General features: G+C 64.5%; 14 protein-coding genes. 2 read left to right on the forward strand and 12 right to left on the reverse strand.

Annotated features, from left to right (window positions below):
* The coding region (locus MKI88_RS20565; RefSeq protein WP_407073394.1) for a hypothetical protein at positions 1–247 on the reverse strand (247 nt) is incomplete at its 3' end.
* A gap of 123 nt (positions 248–370) precedes the next feature.
* Positions 371–1,003, reverse strand: coding sequence for a carbonic anhydrase (locus tag MKI88_RS20570; RefSeq protein WP_241633422.1), 633 nt, complete (start codon positions 1,001–1,003; stop codon positions 371–373).
* 68 nt (positions 1,004–1,071) lie between these two features.
* Between MKI88_RS20570 and lipA the strand changes: the two genes are divergently transcribed.
* The gene (gene lipA, locus MKI88_RS20575) at positions 1,072–2,004 is read left to right on the forward strand and encodes a lipoyl synthase (RefSeq protein ID WP_241633423.1); all 933 of its coding nucleotides are present in this window, start codon (positions 1,072–1,074) and stop codon (positions 2,002–2,004) included.
* Between the two features lie 15 nt (positions 2,005–2,019).
* Entirely contained in the window at positions 2,020–2,496 is a 477-nt protein-coding gene (locus MKI88_RS20580) for a type II toxin-antitoxin system RatA family toxin (protein WP_241633424.1), read from the forward strand.
* Here MKI88_RS20580 and MKI88_RS20585 read toward each other — a convergent pair.
* The 10 genes from MKI88_RS20585 to MKI88_RS20630 all read right to left on the reverse strand — a co-directional run.
* Entirely contained in the window at positions 2,442–2,957 is a 516-nt protein-coding gene (locus MKI88_RS20585; protein ID WP_241633425.1) for a CinA family protein, read from the reverse strand. The genes MKI88_RS20580 and MKI88_RS20585 overlap by 55 nt on opposite strands.
* A 4-nt stretch (positions 2,958–2,961) precedes the next feature.
* Positions 2,962–3,534 carry a hypothetical protein gene (locus MKI88_RS20590; protein WP_241633426.1) on the reverse strand — a complete coding sequence of 191 codons (573 nt, stop codon included), beginning with the start codon at positions 3,532–3,534 and terminating at the stop codon, positions 2,962–2,964.
* Complete coding sequence (locus MKI88_RS20595) at positions 3,531–4,700, reverse strand: bifunctional 2-C-methyl-D-erythritol 4-phosphate cytidylyltransferase/2-C-methyl-D-erythritol 2,4-cyclodiphosphate synthase (protein WP_241633427.1); 1,170 nt, start codon at positions 4,698–4,700, stop codon at positions 3,531–3,533. Before MKI88_RS20595 ends, MKI88_RS20590 begins: the two co-directional genes overlap by 4 nt.
* A 78-nt stretch (positions 4,701–4,778) precedes the next feature.
* Positions 4,779–5,510 carry a DUF3108 domain-containing protein gene (locus MKI88_RS20600; protein ID WP_241633428.1) on the reverse strand — a complete coding sequence of 244 codons (732 nt, stop codon included), beginning with the start codon at positions 5,508–5,510 and terminating at the stop codon, positions 4,779–4,781.
* Complete coding sequence (locus MKI88_RS20605) at positions 5,510–5,875, reverse strand: hypothetical protein (protein WP_241633429.1); 366 nt, start codon at positions 5,873–5,875, stop codon at positions 5,510–5,512. The genes MKI88_RS20600 and MKI88_RS20605 overlap by 1 nt, the downstream gene beginning before the upstream one ends.
* A complete protein-coding gene (locus tag MKI88_RS20610) occupies positions 5,872–7,071 on the reverse strand; it encodes a class I SAM-dependent methyltransferase (protein WP_241633430.1) in 1,200 nt (399 codons plus the stop codon). Before MKI88_RS20610 ends, MKI88_RS20605 begins: the two co-directional genes overlap by 4 nt.
* Positions 7,068–8,123, reverse strand: a complete 1,056-nt coding sequence (locus MKI88_RS20615; RefSeq protein WP_241633431.1) for a nitrilase-related carbon-nitrogen hydrolase — start codon at positions 8,121–8,123, stop codon at positions 7,068–7,070. Before MKI88_RS20615 ends, MKI88_RS20610 begins: the two co-directional genes overlap by 4 nt.
* Positions 8,124–8,127: 4 nt before the next feature.
* On the reverse strand, positions 8,128–9,687 hold the full coding sequence (locus MKI88_RS20620; protein WP_241633432.1) for an FAD-binding oxidoreductase: 1,560 nt from the start codon (positions 9,685–9,687) through the stop codon (positions 8,128–8,130).
* A 1-nt stretch (position 9,688) separates the two neighbouring features.
* The gene (locus tag MKI88_RS20625; RefSeq protein WP_241633433.1) at positions 9,689–10,936 is read right to left on the reverse strand and encodes an MFS transporter; all 1,248 of its coding nucleotides are present in this window, start codon (positions 10,934–10,936) and stop codon (positions 9,689–9,691) included.
* Between the two features lie 109 nt (positions 10,937–11,045).
* Positions 11,046–13,452: TonB-dependent receptor (locus MKI88_RS20630; protein WP_241633434.1), on the reverse strand; the 2,407-nt coding region annotated here is incomplete at its 5' end.

Genomic DNA, 13,452 nt, shown 5'->3' on the forward strand with positions numbered 1-13,452 from the left:
TCACCAGCTTGCCTTCGGATTCGCTGACCGAGCTCGTGGGCACGCGGACGAAGCGCGCGTCGAAGATGATCGTGACGACGTCGCTGGCGACGCGATTGACCTTGCCGAGACGCTTGCCGTCGGCCGAATAGAGCGTGGTGCCATTCTTGAGGCGCGAAGGCGCGGTGGTGGCAGCATCGTTGGCGACAGCGACGACAGGAGCGGAAAGCGCAAGAAGCGCGGCGGCAGATGCAATGAACAAGCGCATGTACGGACCTTTCATGAATTGAGTCCGTGGACCTTTGCCCGATTGACGTTTACGGAAACAGCGAAAAATAGTTTGGCGAGACAATAAAATCTTGCCCATCCGCGATATCGCCTTGGCGGTCTTTCAAGCCGGACTGAAAGATCCGGTCTGCTCGTCGAGCAAATGCAGCACTCCGTCGGCGATCGCGAAATACGCACCATGGATCCTGAGTCGGCCGGATTCCTCGCGTTCGGGGATGCACGGGAAGGTCCTGAGATTCGCAATGCTCACCTTGACCGTCTCCAGCTCGAGCGCGTGAACCGCTTCCGGGCCGTCGCCATATTCGGCGGCTACCCTGTCGCGTGCTTCGTCAAGAAGGTCGATCCAGTGCGCGATGAAACCGCCTGCGCCCGGTGGGGCGTGCTCGAATCGGCGCGACAGCGCGGCATGGACGCCGCCGCACGAGCCATGACCCATCACGACGATCTCGGGCACCTCAAGCTGGGTCACCGCAAATTCGAGCGCCGCGGAGACGCCATGCCGCCCGCCGCCAAGCTCGAATGGGGGCACGAGATTGGCGACGTTGCGCACAACGAACATCTCGCCGGGGGACGTGTCGAAGATTGTGCTGGGATCGACGCGGCTGTCCGAGCAGGCGATCACCATCACCTTGGGGCTCTGCCCCTCCGCCAGTTCTGCCCATCGTTCGCGCTGCTCGCCCCAGCCGGTGGAGCGGAAACGGTGATAGCCGGAGAGGAGCGCGGAAAAGTCTGTCATGAGCGCGTCCCCTAATCCCGAAAGGGCAGGGGTGGCAACACCGCGCGTAAATCGCTATCTGCGCGTGCATGAGCGAAGCCGATCCCATTTCCGTCCCCCAGCCGCGCCCCGAGCGTCAGCGCAAGCCCGACTGGATCCGCGTCAAGGCACCGACGAGCGTCGGTTTCTCCGAGACCAGGGCGCTCATGCGCCGTCTCAACCTTGCCACGGTGTGCGAGGAAGCCGCGTGCCCCAATATCGGGGAATGCTGGACCAAGAAGCATGCGACGGTGATGATTCTGGGCGATGTCTGCACGCGCGCCTGCGCCTTCTGCAACGTCAAGACGGGAATGCCGCGCAAGGTCGATCCGCTCGAGCCGCAGCACACTGCCGACGCGGCCGCCGAACTTGGCCTTGAGCATATCGTCATCACTTCGGTCGATCGCGACGATCTTCCCGATGGCGGCGCATCGCAGTTCGTCAAGGTGATCGAGGCGCTGCGCCGCACGACACCGACAACGACGATCGAGATCCTGACCCCCGATTTCCGCAACAAGGCCGAGGCCGCGGTCGAGGCGATCGTCGCCGCGCGCCCCGACGTCTACAACCACAACCTCGAGACCGTGCCGCGGCTCTATCCGACGATTCGGCCGGGCGCGCGCTATTACGCGTCGCTGCGCCTGCTCGAATCAGTGAAGCGCCACGACCCTTCCATCTTCACCAAGTCGGGCATCATGCTGGGCCTCGGCGAGGAACGGCTTGAGGTGCACCAGGTGATGGACGACATGCGCTCTGCCGACGTCGATTTTCTCACCATGGGCCAGTATCTCCAGCCCACGCCCAAGCACACCAAGGTGATGGATTTCGTGACGCCACAGGCATTCAACGCCTATGCCGCGATCGCGCGCGCCAAGGGCTTCCTGCTCGTCGCGTCATCGCCGCTTACGCGTTCCAGCTATCACGCAGGCGAGGATTTCGAGCGGCTTCGGGCCGCACGCGAGGCAAAGCTCGCGCGCGCATGAGGAACGGGGCCTGACATGCCTCGGCACAGCGAAACGCGGAATCTGCCCTATAGCCCCGAGCAGATGTTCGATCTGGTCGGAGACGTGGCGCGCTATGGCGAGTTTCTGCCCTGGGTGAGCGCGGTGCGCGTACGGTCAAACAGCGACACCGAGATGGTCGCCGACCTGATCGTCGGATTCTCGGCGCTGCGCGAAAGCTTCACCTCACGCGTGAAGAAGCAGCGGCCCGAGCGGATCGAAGTCGACTATCTCGATGGGCCGCTGAAGCACCTTCACAATCACTGGGGTTTCCGGCCGGACGGGAAGGGCGGAACGCTCGTCGATTTCAGCGTCGATTTCGCCTTTCGCTCGGCCATCTTCGAGCGGCTCGCAGGACAGATGTTCGACCGCGCGCTCCGCAAGATGATCGGTGCCTTCGAGGAGCGCGCAAAGGCGCTTTACGGCGGCGAGGATCCCGGCATCAGCAGTTCGAGCGCCACCAGCGCCGCCTGAAGCCGGACGCCCGCACGGCCAAGATCGCCAAACTCGCGTTTGTCGGCGACGACGTCCTCGGCATCGCCATCCTTCTCTGCACGCGCAAAGACAACGGTGCCGACGGGCTTTTTCTCGGTGCCGCCATCGGGGCCAGCGATACCCGTGATCGCCACCGCGACATCGGCGCCCGATCGCTCCTGCGCGCCGCGCGCCATGCCCCAGGCGACCGCGATCGACACCGCGCCAAAGGTCTCGAGCACATCGAGGCTCACACCCAGCATCGCGATCTTGGCCTCGTTCGAATAGGTCACATACCCGGCCCCGAACACGTCGGATGAACCGGGTATCTCGGTCAGCGCGGCGCTCACCAGCCCGCCGGTGCAGCTTTCGGCGAGCGCGATCGTGCGGCCTGCGGCGCGATTGGCCTCGACCACCCTGCGCGCCAGCGCCACCAGTTCATCGGGAAGAATATGGTCCATGATATTACCGTGTTTCGCCGAAGGGACAGATGTTCAGATCATCGCCCGGTGAATTCTTCCTGCCTTTTTTCTTCGCCTGCGCCGCTTCGTCGCGCGCCACGATCTGCAGGATCGTCGCAATCGCACCCGCCATGTTCGCGGGCGGAAGCGGTTCGAACAGTTCGATCATCCGGTTGATCGCGCCGCAATCCTTCGGTTTGATCTCGGCCGACAGCTGGGGGACGATCATCGCGCGCATCAGTTCCAGGCCAGCCTGGTTGACCTCGGCGGATTGGCCGAGGCCCGCAATCCGCGCAAAGGCGGACCGCGCGAGATCCATTGCGGGGGCCCTTTCGTGGCGATAGCGCTCGAAGATCGGGGCGTCGGCTTTGCGCAGCAACGCGGTCTCGGGGAGCGACGCGGCACAGGCCCTGGCGGTCGCATCAAGTGCTTCAGGCAAAAGCACGAGCACGATCGCCTGCACCTCCTCGCCCGTCATGCAGGCAGGCGTGTCGGCGGATGTGTCGGCGGCATGGGCCTCCCCGCAGACCATCGCCGCGGCAGCGATACCCGATGCGACTTTGTGCCAGTGTCTCATAAATCCCCTGATATCCTGACGGTCGCGATCGCCTGCGCGGCTATCCCCTCGCCGCGTCCGGTGAAGCCGAGCCGTTCGGTGGTCGTCGCCTTGATGCTAACCCTCGCAATATCCACCCGCAACAGCGCCGCAATGCGGATTCGCATGGCGTCCCGATACGGACCGATTTTGGGCGCCTCGCAGATGATCGTCAGGTCGACATGCTCGACCGCGCCGCCCGCCTGTTCGACAAGCCCGGCGGCATGTTCGAGAAAGCGATCGGACGACACGCCGCGCCATTGCGGATCGGAGGGCGGGAAATGCATCCCGATATCGCCCGCGCCGATCGTGCCCAGCAGCGCATCGGTCAGCGCGTGTAGCACGACATCGGCGTCGCTGTGCCCGGAAAGCCCCTTTTCGTGCGGGATCAGGATGCCGCCAAGCCACAACTCCTCACCCGCAACGAGCCGGTGGACGTCATAACCCATCGCCGTCCGGACGCTCGCGCGTGCAGCGAGGCGTGCTTCGGCGCTCGCAAAGTCCTGGCGCTGCGTGATCTTCTCCAGCATCGGATCTCCCTCGACGATTGCGACTTCCAGTTCTGCGGCGCGCAGGATCTGGGCGTCGTCGGTCGCCTCGCTGCCGCCCGGCCATAACCGGTGCGCTGCCAGTATCGCATCGAAACGGAAGGCTTGCGGCGTCTGGACGCGGACAAGCTGCTCGCGCGGGACCACGTCGCCCAGAGCATGGTCGCTCATGGCCAGCGTATCGGCGACGGGCAGCACGGGTACAGCGCCCGCAGTCCCGTCGAGCCCGGCAAGCAGCCGGTCGATCACGGCCTGCGGGAAAAGCGGCCGCGCCGCGTCATGGATCAGCACTTGGAAGGCACCACCCTGCGCCTCGATCGCCTGCAGCCCGGCGAGCACCGACTCCCTGCGTGTGGCGCCACCTTCGACGATACCGAGAAGCTGTCTCTGGCCGAGCGCCGTCTGCATCTGCCCAATCTGATCGGCACCGGTGACGACAACAACGCCGTCGATGCCGCCATGCGCCAGAAACGCGTCGACGCTGTGCGCGACGACGGGCTTGCCAGCCAGCATCGCGAACTGCTTGGCCACCGCGCCGCCAGCACGTTCGCCCCTGCCTGCGGCAACGACCAGCGCAACGATATGGTTCTTCGCTTCCATGTTCGCGCGCCTAGGCGAAATTGCAGGCTCTGCAAACCATATGCATCATCGGGTTCGCCAATGACGCATATTCGGGCGCTAGCGTTCGAGTTCGACGAGCTCGTACCAGGTCTGCATGTAACCGCCGACGCCGCCCTGAACGAAGATCGCATCCTCATCGGCGGTGACCCAGACGTCGTAATGTGGATGCGGGACGCCGCCCATGCCCGGGCCTTCGTCGTCGACGAAGCGGAAATGGCGGCAGTCAAAGGTGCCCGCGGCCACGGTGATTGTCTCTTCGCCGACATATTCGAGGCCGATCTCGACCTCGGCGATCACGGGCGGGGTTGCACCGCGATGGTCGGGCGAGGGGAGGAAAACGCGGATCTTGCGGCGGTGCGGGCCTTTGGACAGGTCCATGCAGCGCGTGGTGTAGCCGTCGCCCGCGATCGGGTGCGTGCCGAAGCCGTCGATCGCGCCCGCATAAGGCATCTTCTGCGACAACCGCCCGATCGAGGGGCCGAAGCTCTCGCATTCGATCAGCCCGCCAGTGTCGGCCGGCGTGTGGTGGAGCCAGCCCGAGCCCATATAGACGTCGCCCACGGTCAGGTGGACGTGCAGATCCTGCGGGCGGCCCTTGCCATCGAGCACGTAGACGATGTCGCGCAGCACCGTGGGCGAGGGCTCCTCGATCTCGCAGCGCGCGCGGAAGATCGTGCTGCCATCGCCGTGATGCGTGAAGCTGAACCATTCGCGCCCGCGCTCCTGATCGAGCATTTCGGGCTTTTTCGACGTGTAGCGGATGCGACCGCTGATCGTGCGGTGCTGCATCAGCTGTCCCTCAGTTCGATGCTGAGTTCGGACATCGGGCGTTCGGGCGCGGCCTGCATCGCTTCCATTTCCTGCTGCATGCCGCGCATGATCCGCGCGACATATTCCTTGGTCATCAGCGCGCGCTCATAGGCGGCGTCGCCGGTCGCCTGATACGCGTCGATATCGGCGCGGCTGATCGTGCCTTTGGCGTCGAGCAGGCGTTCGACGGTGTCGAGTCGTTCGCGGAGCACCGAAACCTCACCCGCAATTGCGAGGAGGATCGAGAGCGTGCGCTCGGCATTGAAATCATGGAGCGTGTTCGGCCGCTTGCCCTTGGCCCGCGCGCCCGCGCGGGCGATCCAGTCTACGCTATCGTCACTCATGCTTCGGGTTTCCATGCTCCATAGGCGTTCCATGCGGCGGCGCGGCCGTGATCTTCCTCGGCGCCCTCGGCCGCCTGCGGAAAGATGCTGCGATCGACGACGGCGAGCACGCGCGCGGTGAACTGGCGGTCGCGCGGGAAGCCGCTGTCTTCCATCTCCTGCTTGAGATCGAGCGCGTGCATTGCTGACCAGTAAGGCTCGTTGTTGTTGAACGCGTCCCAGTCGCGGATGAACTGCTCGTAGAGCGGCATATCGTCGTTGTATTGCGGCTGTTCGAGGTGGAACATCAGCCCGCCGGGCGCGAGCACGCGCTCGCCCTCGCGGATGATCTTCGGCAGCGCCTTGCCCGACAGTTCGTGCAGGTACATCGTCGTCTGCACCCAGTCGAAATGACCGTCGGGGAAACGGCTCATATCCTCGGCATTCATCTGGATGAAGGTGATGTTTTTCGCGCCCAGCGACTGTGCGCGCGCATGCGCATAGCGTAGCACGGCGGCCGCGGTGTCGATCGCGATCACCTCCGCCTCGGGGAAGGCGAGCGCGAGCGGGACGATATTGTGGCCGACAGTGCAGCCCAGATCGAGGATGCGGCGGGGCTTCCAGTCGGGGCGTTCCTTGCGGATCCATTCGACCAGTGCCTGACCGCCGCCATCCGAAAGCGCGCCGAGCCCGCCGCCGGTGGTCGCGAAAAGGCCACTGTCATAGTTGGCGCCCGCGGACATGTCGCCGGGTCGTTCCTCGCCATGATAGCTGCCGGGCATGCAGTGGATGTCAGCCGCGTCCATGTAATGCGGGAGCGCCAGGTTGGGATCGAGCTGGAGCGTGTCGCGGCCCTCGTTGAACTGGCGCACCTTTGCCGAAAGCTCGTCGAGCTGGCGCAGCGTGATCGAACGGCCGTTCTGCTGGCGCATCTCCATCGAATTGCGCTTGAGCGCGGACCAGTAGCGATGCCAAGGATCCTCGTTCATCGCGTCGCGGATCTCGAAGCGATCCTTGGGATCACGGCCATGCTCGGCCTGAAAACCGGGCAGGACGCGCGTGTCATAGGCGATCCTGTTCCCCGCGCCGATCGAACCCGACAGATATTTGTTGAACGCGGTCAGGAAGTTGTAGCGCGCGGCCTCGTCATGCGTCGGCGTGGGGAACACCGCGTGGCGCGCGACGGCGGTATAAGGCGGGGGCACATCCTGTTTCATATCAGTCCATCCTTCGAAAGACGGTCGATCACCTGTTCCTGCACGCGCAGGAAATGGTCACGGTCGGGGATCTTTACCACCCCGTCGACGATCAGGCTGTTCGCCGGCTGGGGCGCCTCGCCGCCATAGACGGGCGCGAAAAGCTCGAGCCGCTGGCGCGCGAGGAAGTTGGTCATTCCCGGCTTGCGACGCTGTGTGCGCAGCGCGCCCAGGTCGAGGTCGGCAAAGGCGGTAAAGGTTTCGCCGGGGCTCGATTCTGCCAACGGGTTGCCCTTGTAGTCGATCACGATCGAGTTGCCGTCGGCCGACGCGATCGGCATCGCGCTGCCCTCTATCCCCGCGGTATTGGCGGAGACGACATAGGCGATATTCTCGAAAGCACGCGCGCGCTTGGCGATCTGCTTGGGCGTGGCGAGCGGCGATCCGATCTCGGACGACGAATGGACGAATATCTCGGCGCCGCGCAACGCATGCGCGCGCGCGATCTCGGGATAGAGGATTTCCTCGGACGCGATCGCGGCGAGGTTGCCGATCTCGGTCTTCGCCACGGGGAACACGCCGTCGAGGCCGTATATGTCGAGATATTTGGACCATACGTCGTGTGGCGTCGGCGCGAACATCGAATTGAGGCGGCGATAGCGCAGCACGACCTCGCCCGTGGGCGCGACGACGAAGCTCGTCTGGAAATAGATGCCCGGGAAGTGCGGATCGCGCTCATAGGCATTGCCCGCAAGGAACAGGTTCTGCGCCGAGGCGACCTTGCCCAGCGCTTCATATTCGGGCCCGTCGATATCGAGCGCGGCTTTCTCCGCGAAATCGGGGATCGAGATTCGGCCCGGATAGCTCGTCAGGAAATATTCCGGCAGCACCGCGAGGCGCACGGGGCTGCCGCCATATTGCTGGATGAAGACCGAGGAGGCGCGGAGCTTGACGCCGATCTCCTCGATCATCGCGAGCATCTGCGCGCTCGCCGCGGCGCGATCGGGCAGGCGCTCGACCGAGCGTGCGGCGATCTGGAGCGCGAGCGCGGCGTAGGGCTTGATCGCGGTCACCGCCTCAGAGCCCCAGACTGCCGGGGTTCATCAACCCCCTGGGGTCGACGGTCTGCTTCACCGCCCTGAGCATCGCCCAGACGCGCGGATCGCTGGCTTCCTCAAGCGGGTAGGTTCGCGCGACCTGAAGGTGCGTCGCCTCGAGATCGCGGAAGATGCGGACGATTTCACCGCGCAACCGCACGACGAGCGCGCGCGAGTCCGGATTTTCGGGGAAGCGGTTGAGCTTGGCGAGGTGATCCGGCTCGAGCGAGCGGCAATGAATGTCCTCGAGCGCGTCGGGCCAGAAGAAGACGGGCTCGATCAGGCAGGTCGAGCGGCTGACCGCGGCGAGCATCGCGCCCGCGGCGACGCCATGCGCGTCCATCTCGTCCTTGTTTTCGTCGAACAGCGCCTGAACGCGGTTCCAGCCCTCGACGAGCCGGCTATGGGGCAGAAAGCCGTGGACGGGGACCCAGCGCTCACCCTCGGGGCCGACCATCGAATTGACCGGCGGGAAGGGGTTGGCGCGCAGGATCTTGGGGATGGTGTTCTCGATCGCCTTGCCGCCATGCTTCACCGCGATCGCCTCGATCGCCTTCATGTCGGCATCGACCGCGCTCTGGTAGCGCCCCTCGGCAATCAGGTGGAGCGAGAAGGGAACGTCGTCGAGGAAGGAGCGCCCGGCGGCGACGACCTTCGCGCCTTCCTTCAGCGCCTTCAGCACAGAGCCTTGCGCCTTCATCATGTTGACGAGCGATTTGGCGTCCTTGGTGAGGCTGTCGCGCTTCATGCGTTGGGACTGGAGATAGGGGTCGAAGCCGAAGCTTTCCGAGGCAAGCCCTTCGCGTGCAACTTCGCTCATCGCGCCGAAGAATGCTGCGGCGTCGGGGAAGGAGAAGGAGCCATAGGCGAAGGCGGTGCCTTCGCGCACCAGTTTCAGCGTGATCGTCGCCTTGACGCCGAGTGCGCCGCAATCGGCCGCGAACAACCCGGTGATGTCGGGGCCGAAGGGACGGAAGAAATTGCTGCCCGTGGAGACGATGCTGCCATCGGCCAGCACGACCTCGAAGCTGAGTGCCGCATCGACCACGGTGCCGCCCGATGCGCCCCAGAACACGCCATTCTGACTCATGCCACCGCCAACGGTGGCGTTGATCCCCGACAGCGTGCCCCAGGCGAGCGCGCGCAGCCCCCTCGGCTTAAGCGTCTTCTGGAGCTTGTCCCAGGTGCAGCCGGATTCGACGGTGACCGTCATGTCCCCTTCATTGATGTCGAGGATCTGGCTCATCGCGCCTGTGTCGATCAGCAGTGCGCCAGCCTCGGCGGGCAGGTAGCCGCTGGTGTAGCTCATGCCGCCACCGCGCGGGACGATTGCGACGCCCTCAGCGGTCGCCGCCGCGATGCCGCGCGCGAGCATCCCCTTGTCGGCAGGGCGAAAGACCGCGAGCGCCAGCGGACCGTTGCTGAAGACGTCCTGCGAGTAATAGCGCAGCTCGGCGGCGTCGGTGATCAGCGCATCGGCGCCGACCGCGGCGGCGATCGCCGAAAGCGCGGTGTCGTCGGTGGGGGCAAGCGTTGCCATGTCAATTTCCTGAAGGCAGTGTCTTGGGATCAGGGTAGCGGCCCAGCGCGAGCAACAGCGCGCCGCCCACCGCGAACATGCCCATCGCGCCGACCAGGATCAGATCATAGCTGCCGGTGCGGTCGCGGACCATGCCGTAGACGATGGGGGAGATGGCCGAGCCGATCGCGAACGGCATGTAGAGTACGCCGTAGATGCGACCATAATGCGCCATGCCGAAATATTTGGCGGCGAGATAGGCGATGACGTCAGACTCAGTGCCCGCCGCGAAACCGAGCAGGAAGCCGCCGATGATCACGTGGCTCAGTGTGGCGTCAGTACCCATCAGCAGCCAGCAGGCGATCGCCGGAAGCAGCAGCGCGGGGAAGGCGACGCCGGGCGCCCAGAAGCGATCGAACAGGAAGCCGACGAGCAGACGTCCGGTAAGGATGCCGATCGCGACGACACCGAGGACACTGGCCGCGACTTCAGCCGAAAAGCCGTGCAGGCCGACGATCTGCGCGATGTGGATATGCGCGCCGCCATAGGCGAAGGCGGTGAGCAGGATCGAGGCGAGCAGCACCCAGAAGCGATAGCCGCTGACGGCCTCCCTCAGTGTGATGCCGAAGACCGCGCCGCTCGCGTCGGTGACGCCCTCGGGACATTCCTCGGGGCGCGGTTCGCGGAACCAGAGAAAGGCGAGCGGGATCGCAACGACCAGCGGCAACAGCGCCACCACAGGAAAAGCCATTCGCCAGCCGCCCGCGGAGATCGCCTTTTGCGCGATCTGCGGCACGACCATCGCGGCAAGGCTGGTGCCGAGCAGCATGATGCCGAGCGCGAGCCCGCGATGCTTGTTGAACCACATGCTGATCGCGCGGCTCCAGGTGACCGGGGTCGAGCCGATGCCGATCGCGCCGAGCACCGCCCAGAAGAGCAGATAGCCGGTCTTGGAGGCGGGGAGGAAGTAGAAGGAGCCGAACACGGCGCCGAACAGGAAGAGCGACCAGAGCACGACGGGGCGGACGCCGAAGCGATCCGAAAGCCCGCCATAGAGCGGCGCCATCAATGCTGCGATGATGCCGAAGACGGTGACGCCGGCGCTGACCGCGGCGAAATCCCAGCCGAACTCGGAACTGATCGGCCCCATGACGAGGGGCAGGACGTTGAAGGGCAGGGGGGATGCGCCGCATGCTACCCCGATCAACGCTGCCACGAGCGGCTTTGCGCCCAGCCTGAATTCAGAGCGCGCGCCCGTGGCGGTTGTCATGCCTGGGTAATTCCCTTGTACTGCAGTGTCATAACGCGACATCTCGGAAACACTCCAAGCTGCCGCCCGGGATCGGTGCCGAAGGCATCTTTCCCGGGCAGCGAGGTTTCTAGAAGTTGTACCGCGCGCGCGCCATCCACGTCATTGGCTGGTCGATATAGCGCGTGTTGACAAGCGAGGTGTTGGCCGCAGTCTCGTTGAAGCAGTTGGTGCAGGCTATCGAGAGCTGCCACTTCTTGTCCGCGCCGTTCAGCGCCAGATTGGCGTTGACGAACCACGCCGCCGGCGAGAACGAACCCGTGATGATGTCGCCATCATAGGGGTTGGCCGGATAGGTCCCGTTGGTGCCGGTGATCGAGCCCGAATAGATGGTGTAGTTCGCGGCATTGGTTTCCTGGCTGCTGCGATAGCTCGCATTGACCGAGGGAACGAGCGACATGCCGTTGCTGCCCAGTTCGAGTTCGTAGCTGCCGCCAAAGGCGATCGTCCAGTCGGGCGTGCGCGTGGGATCTGCGATTCCGCCTTCCGGGGTCACGATGCCCGCGCCGCATGCCGCGGTGGTTCCGGTGCCGCCGGGGATATTGCCCGCCGCCAGCAGTGCCTGGCACGCGCGCTGCTGCGCGTTGACCGACTGGATGCCATATTCGTCGAAATCGGGCGCATTGCGATCGATCTTGTACTTGGCGTCCTGATAGCCCGCATTGACGTAGAGATTGAGCCCGTCGACGGGGACAACGGTCAGTTCGGCCTCGATGCCCTTGTTGGTCATGTCGGCGAAGTTGCGCGTGATGAAGGTCGCCGAGCCATTGGGATTGACCAGCGCCGAGGGCGTCTGGAGATCGCTGACGTCGGTGTAGAACAGCGTCACGTTGGCGCGGACGCGATTGTCGAGCCAGTCGGATTTGACGCCCGTTTCATAGCTCCAGACCTTTTCCGGACCGAAGGGGAGGAAGGCGTTGGCCGCCGTGGCGCGCGCGTTCCACCCGCCCGACTTGAAGCCGCGCGTCGCCGAAGCGAAGAGCAGGATGTCGTCGGTTGCCTTGAAGTTGACGGCGAAACGCGGCGTCCAGATCTTGGCCTTGAGCTTGTCGGGCACCTTGAGACCCGAAGGGCCGATGAGGTTGGCCGTATTCATGCAGGTCGCTTCGACCGTGCCGTCGTTGCAGCTTGCGCGGTTATCGCGAACGTCCACCGACTTGGTTTCGTCAGTATAGCGGATGCCCGCGGTCAGCTTGATCTGCTCGGTCACATTGACGTCTGCCTGCGCATAGCCCGCAAGGGCCTCGGTCTTGTTGCGCATGATGCGGTCGGCGAGCAGCAATGTGGTCGTGGGCGACAACGTGAAGGTGTCGGCAAAGTCGGTACGGTTCTTCTCTACGAGATAGAAGGCGCCCGCGACATAATCGACCAGCCCATCGGCAAAGCTGCCGTTGAGCTTGACCTCCTGGCTGAACTGTTCGTGCTGGCTGTCGTTCAGGATCGCGAACCCGCCCCGCACATAGCCGCGCACGGGCGGCACGGGATTGGCGAGCGAAGGCCCGCTGCGCCCGTCATAAAAGTCCAGCGCATAGGTCTGATCCTGGCTGATGAAGCCCGTGATCAGGTTGAGCGTAGCGTGTTCAGCCACGTCGAATTCGAGGTTCGACGTCACCAGATCGGTGGTGGTGTAATTGCCCATCAGGAAATTCTTCTTGCGCCCGCTGATCGGCAACGACGCGAAGGGGGAATCCGCCGAGGACTTGCCCGAGGGAATGCCGGTCGTCGCGAAACGCCCCTTGCAATCGTCGGGATCGCCGGGATTGCACTGGAAGTTCAGGATGTTCTCGCCATTTGCGACGATGTGCGCGTAGGAGCCATTCCAGCGCACCGACGGGCTCAGTTCGCCGCGAATGCCGAGGCGAGCGCCCCAGCCATCATCGTCGTTGATGCGCTGGCCGGTCGTGACGTTCTTGGTAAAGCCGTCGTCATTCTGCCAATAGCCGCTGACCTTGATCGACAGGCTTTCCGCAAGCGGAATGTCCATCGATCCGCGTGCGACCTTCTTGTCGAAACGGCCATAGCCGATCTCGGCGAAGCCGCCAAACTCGCTGCCAGGCTCCTTGAGGATCACGTTGACCGCGCCGCCGGTGGTATTGCGGCCGAACAGCGTGCCCTGCGGCCCGCGCAGAACCTCGACGCGTTCGACGTCGAACAGGTTGATGTTGTTGGCGTTCTGGCGGCTCAGATAGATGTCGTCGACATAGGTGCCGACGGGCGGATCGAAGGTCGGGATCGTCTCGGTATTGCCGAGCCCGCGCAGGTAGAAGGCGTTGGCCGAACCGATGCCCGTGTTGTTCATCGACACGAGGTTGGGAACGAAGCGGCCAAGTTCGAGCGTGTTGGACACGCCCTGGTTGCGGAGCTGGTCGGCGGAGAAGGCGGAAATCGCGATCGGCACATCCTGCACGCTCTCGGAGCGACGCTGCGCGGTGACGACGATATCCTCGATGCCGCCAGTGCTTTCCTCCGCCGCGGGA

This window comes from Sphingomonas sp. LaA6.9 (assembly GCF_022601895.1).
In the GTDB taxonomy this organism is placed as follows: Bacteria; Pseudomonadota; Alphaproteobacteria; order Sphingomonadales; family Sphingomonadaceae; genus Sphingobium_A.

What these genes read in the sequence shown, in the direction of transcription:
- MKI88_RS20570 (WP_241633422.1), bottom strand. Translation starts at nt 1,003, where the DNA reads ATGACAGACTTTTCCGCGCTCCTCTCCGGCTATCACCGTTTCCGCTCC.
- lipA (WP_241633423.1), top strand. Translation starts at nt 1,072, where the DNA reads ATGAGCGAAGCCGATCCCATTTCCGTCCCCCAGCCGCGCCCCGAGCGT.
- MKI88_RS20580 (WP_241633424.1), top strand. Translation starts at nt 2,020, where the DNA reads ATGCCTCGGCACAGCGAAACGCGGAATCTGCCCTATAGCCCCGAGCAG.
- MKI88_RS20585 (WP_241633425.1), bottom strand. Translation starts at nt 2,957, where the DNA reads ATGGACCATATTCTTCCCGATGAACTGGTGGCGCTGGCGCGCAGGGTG.
- MKI88_RS20590 (WP_241633426.1), bottom strand. Translation starts at nt 3,534, where the DNA reads ATGAGACACTGGCACAAAGTCGCATCGGGTATCGCTGCCGCGGCGATG.
- MKI88_RS20595 (WP_241633427.1), bottom strand. Translation starts at nt 4,700, where the DNA reads ATGGAAGCGAAGAACCATATCGTTGCGCTGGTCGTTGCCGCAGGCAGG.
- MKI88_RS20600 (WP_241633428.1), bottom strand. Translation starts at nt 5,510, where the DNA reads ATGCAGCACCGCACGATCAGCGGTCGCATCCGCTACACGTCGAAAAAG.
- MKI88_RS20605 (WP_241633429.1), bottom strand. Translation starts at nt 5,875, where the DNA reads ATGAGTGACGATAGCGTAGACTGGATCGCCCGCGCGGGCGCGCGGGCC.
- MKI88_RS20610 (WP_241633430.1), bottom strand. Translation starts at nt 7,071, where the DNA reads ATGAAACAGGATGTGCCCCCGCCTTATACCGCCGTCGCGCGCCACGCG.
- MKI88_RS20620 (WP_241633432.1), bottom strand. Translation starts at nt 9,687, where the DNA reads ATGGCAACGCTTGCCCCCACCGACGACACCGCGCTTTCGGCGATCGCC.
- MKI88_RS20625 (WP_241633433.1), bottom strand. Translation starts at nt 10,936, where the DNA reads ATGACAACCGCCACGGGCGCGCGCTCTGAATTCAGGCTGGGCGCAAAG.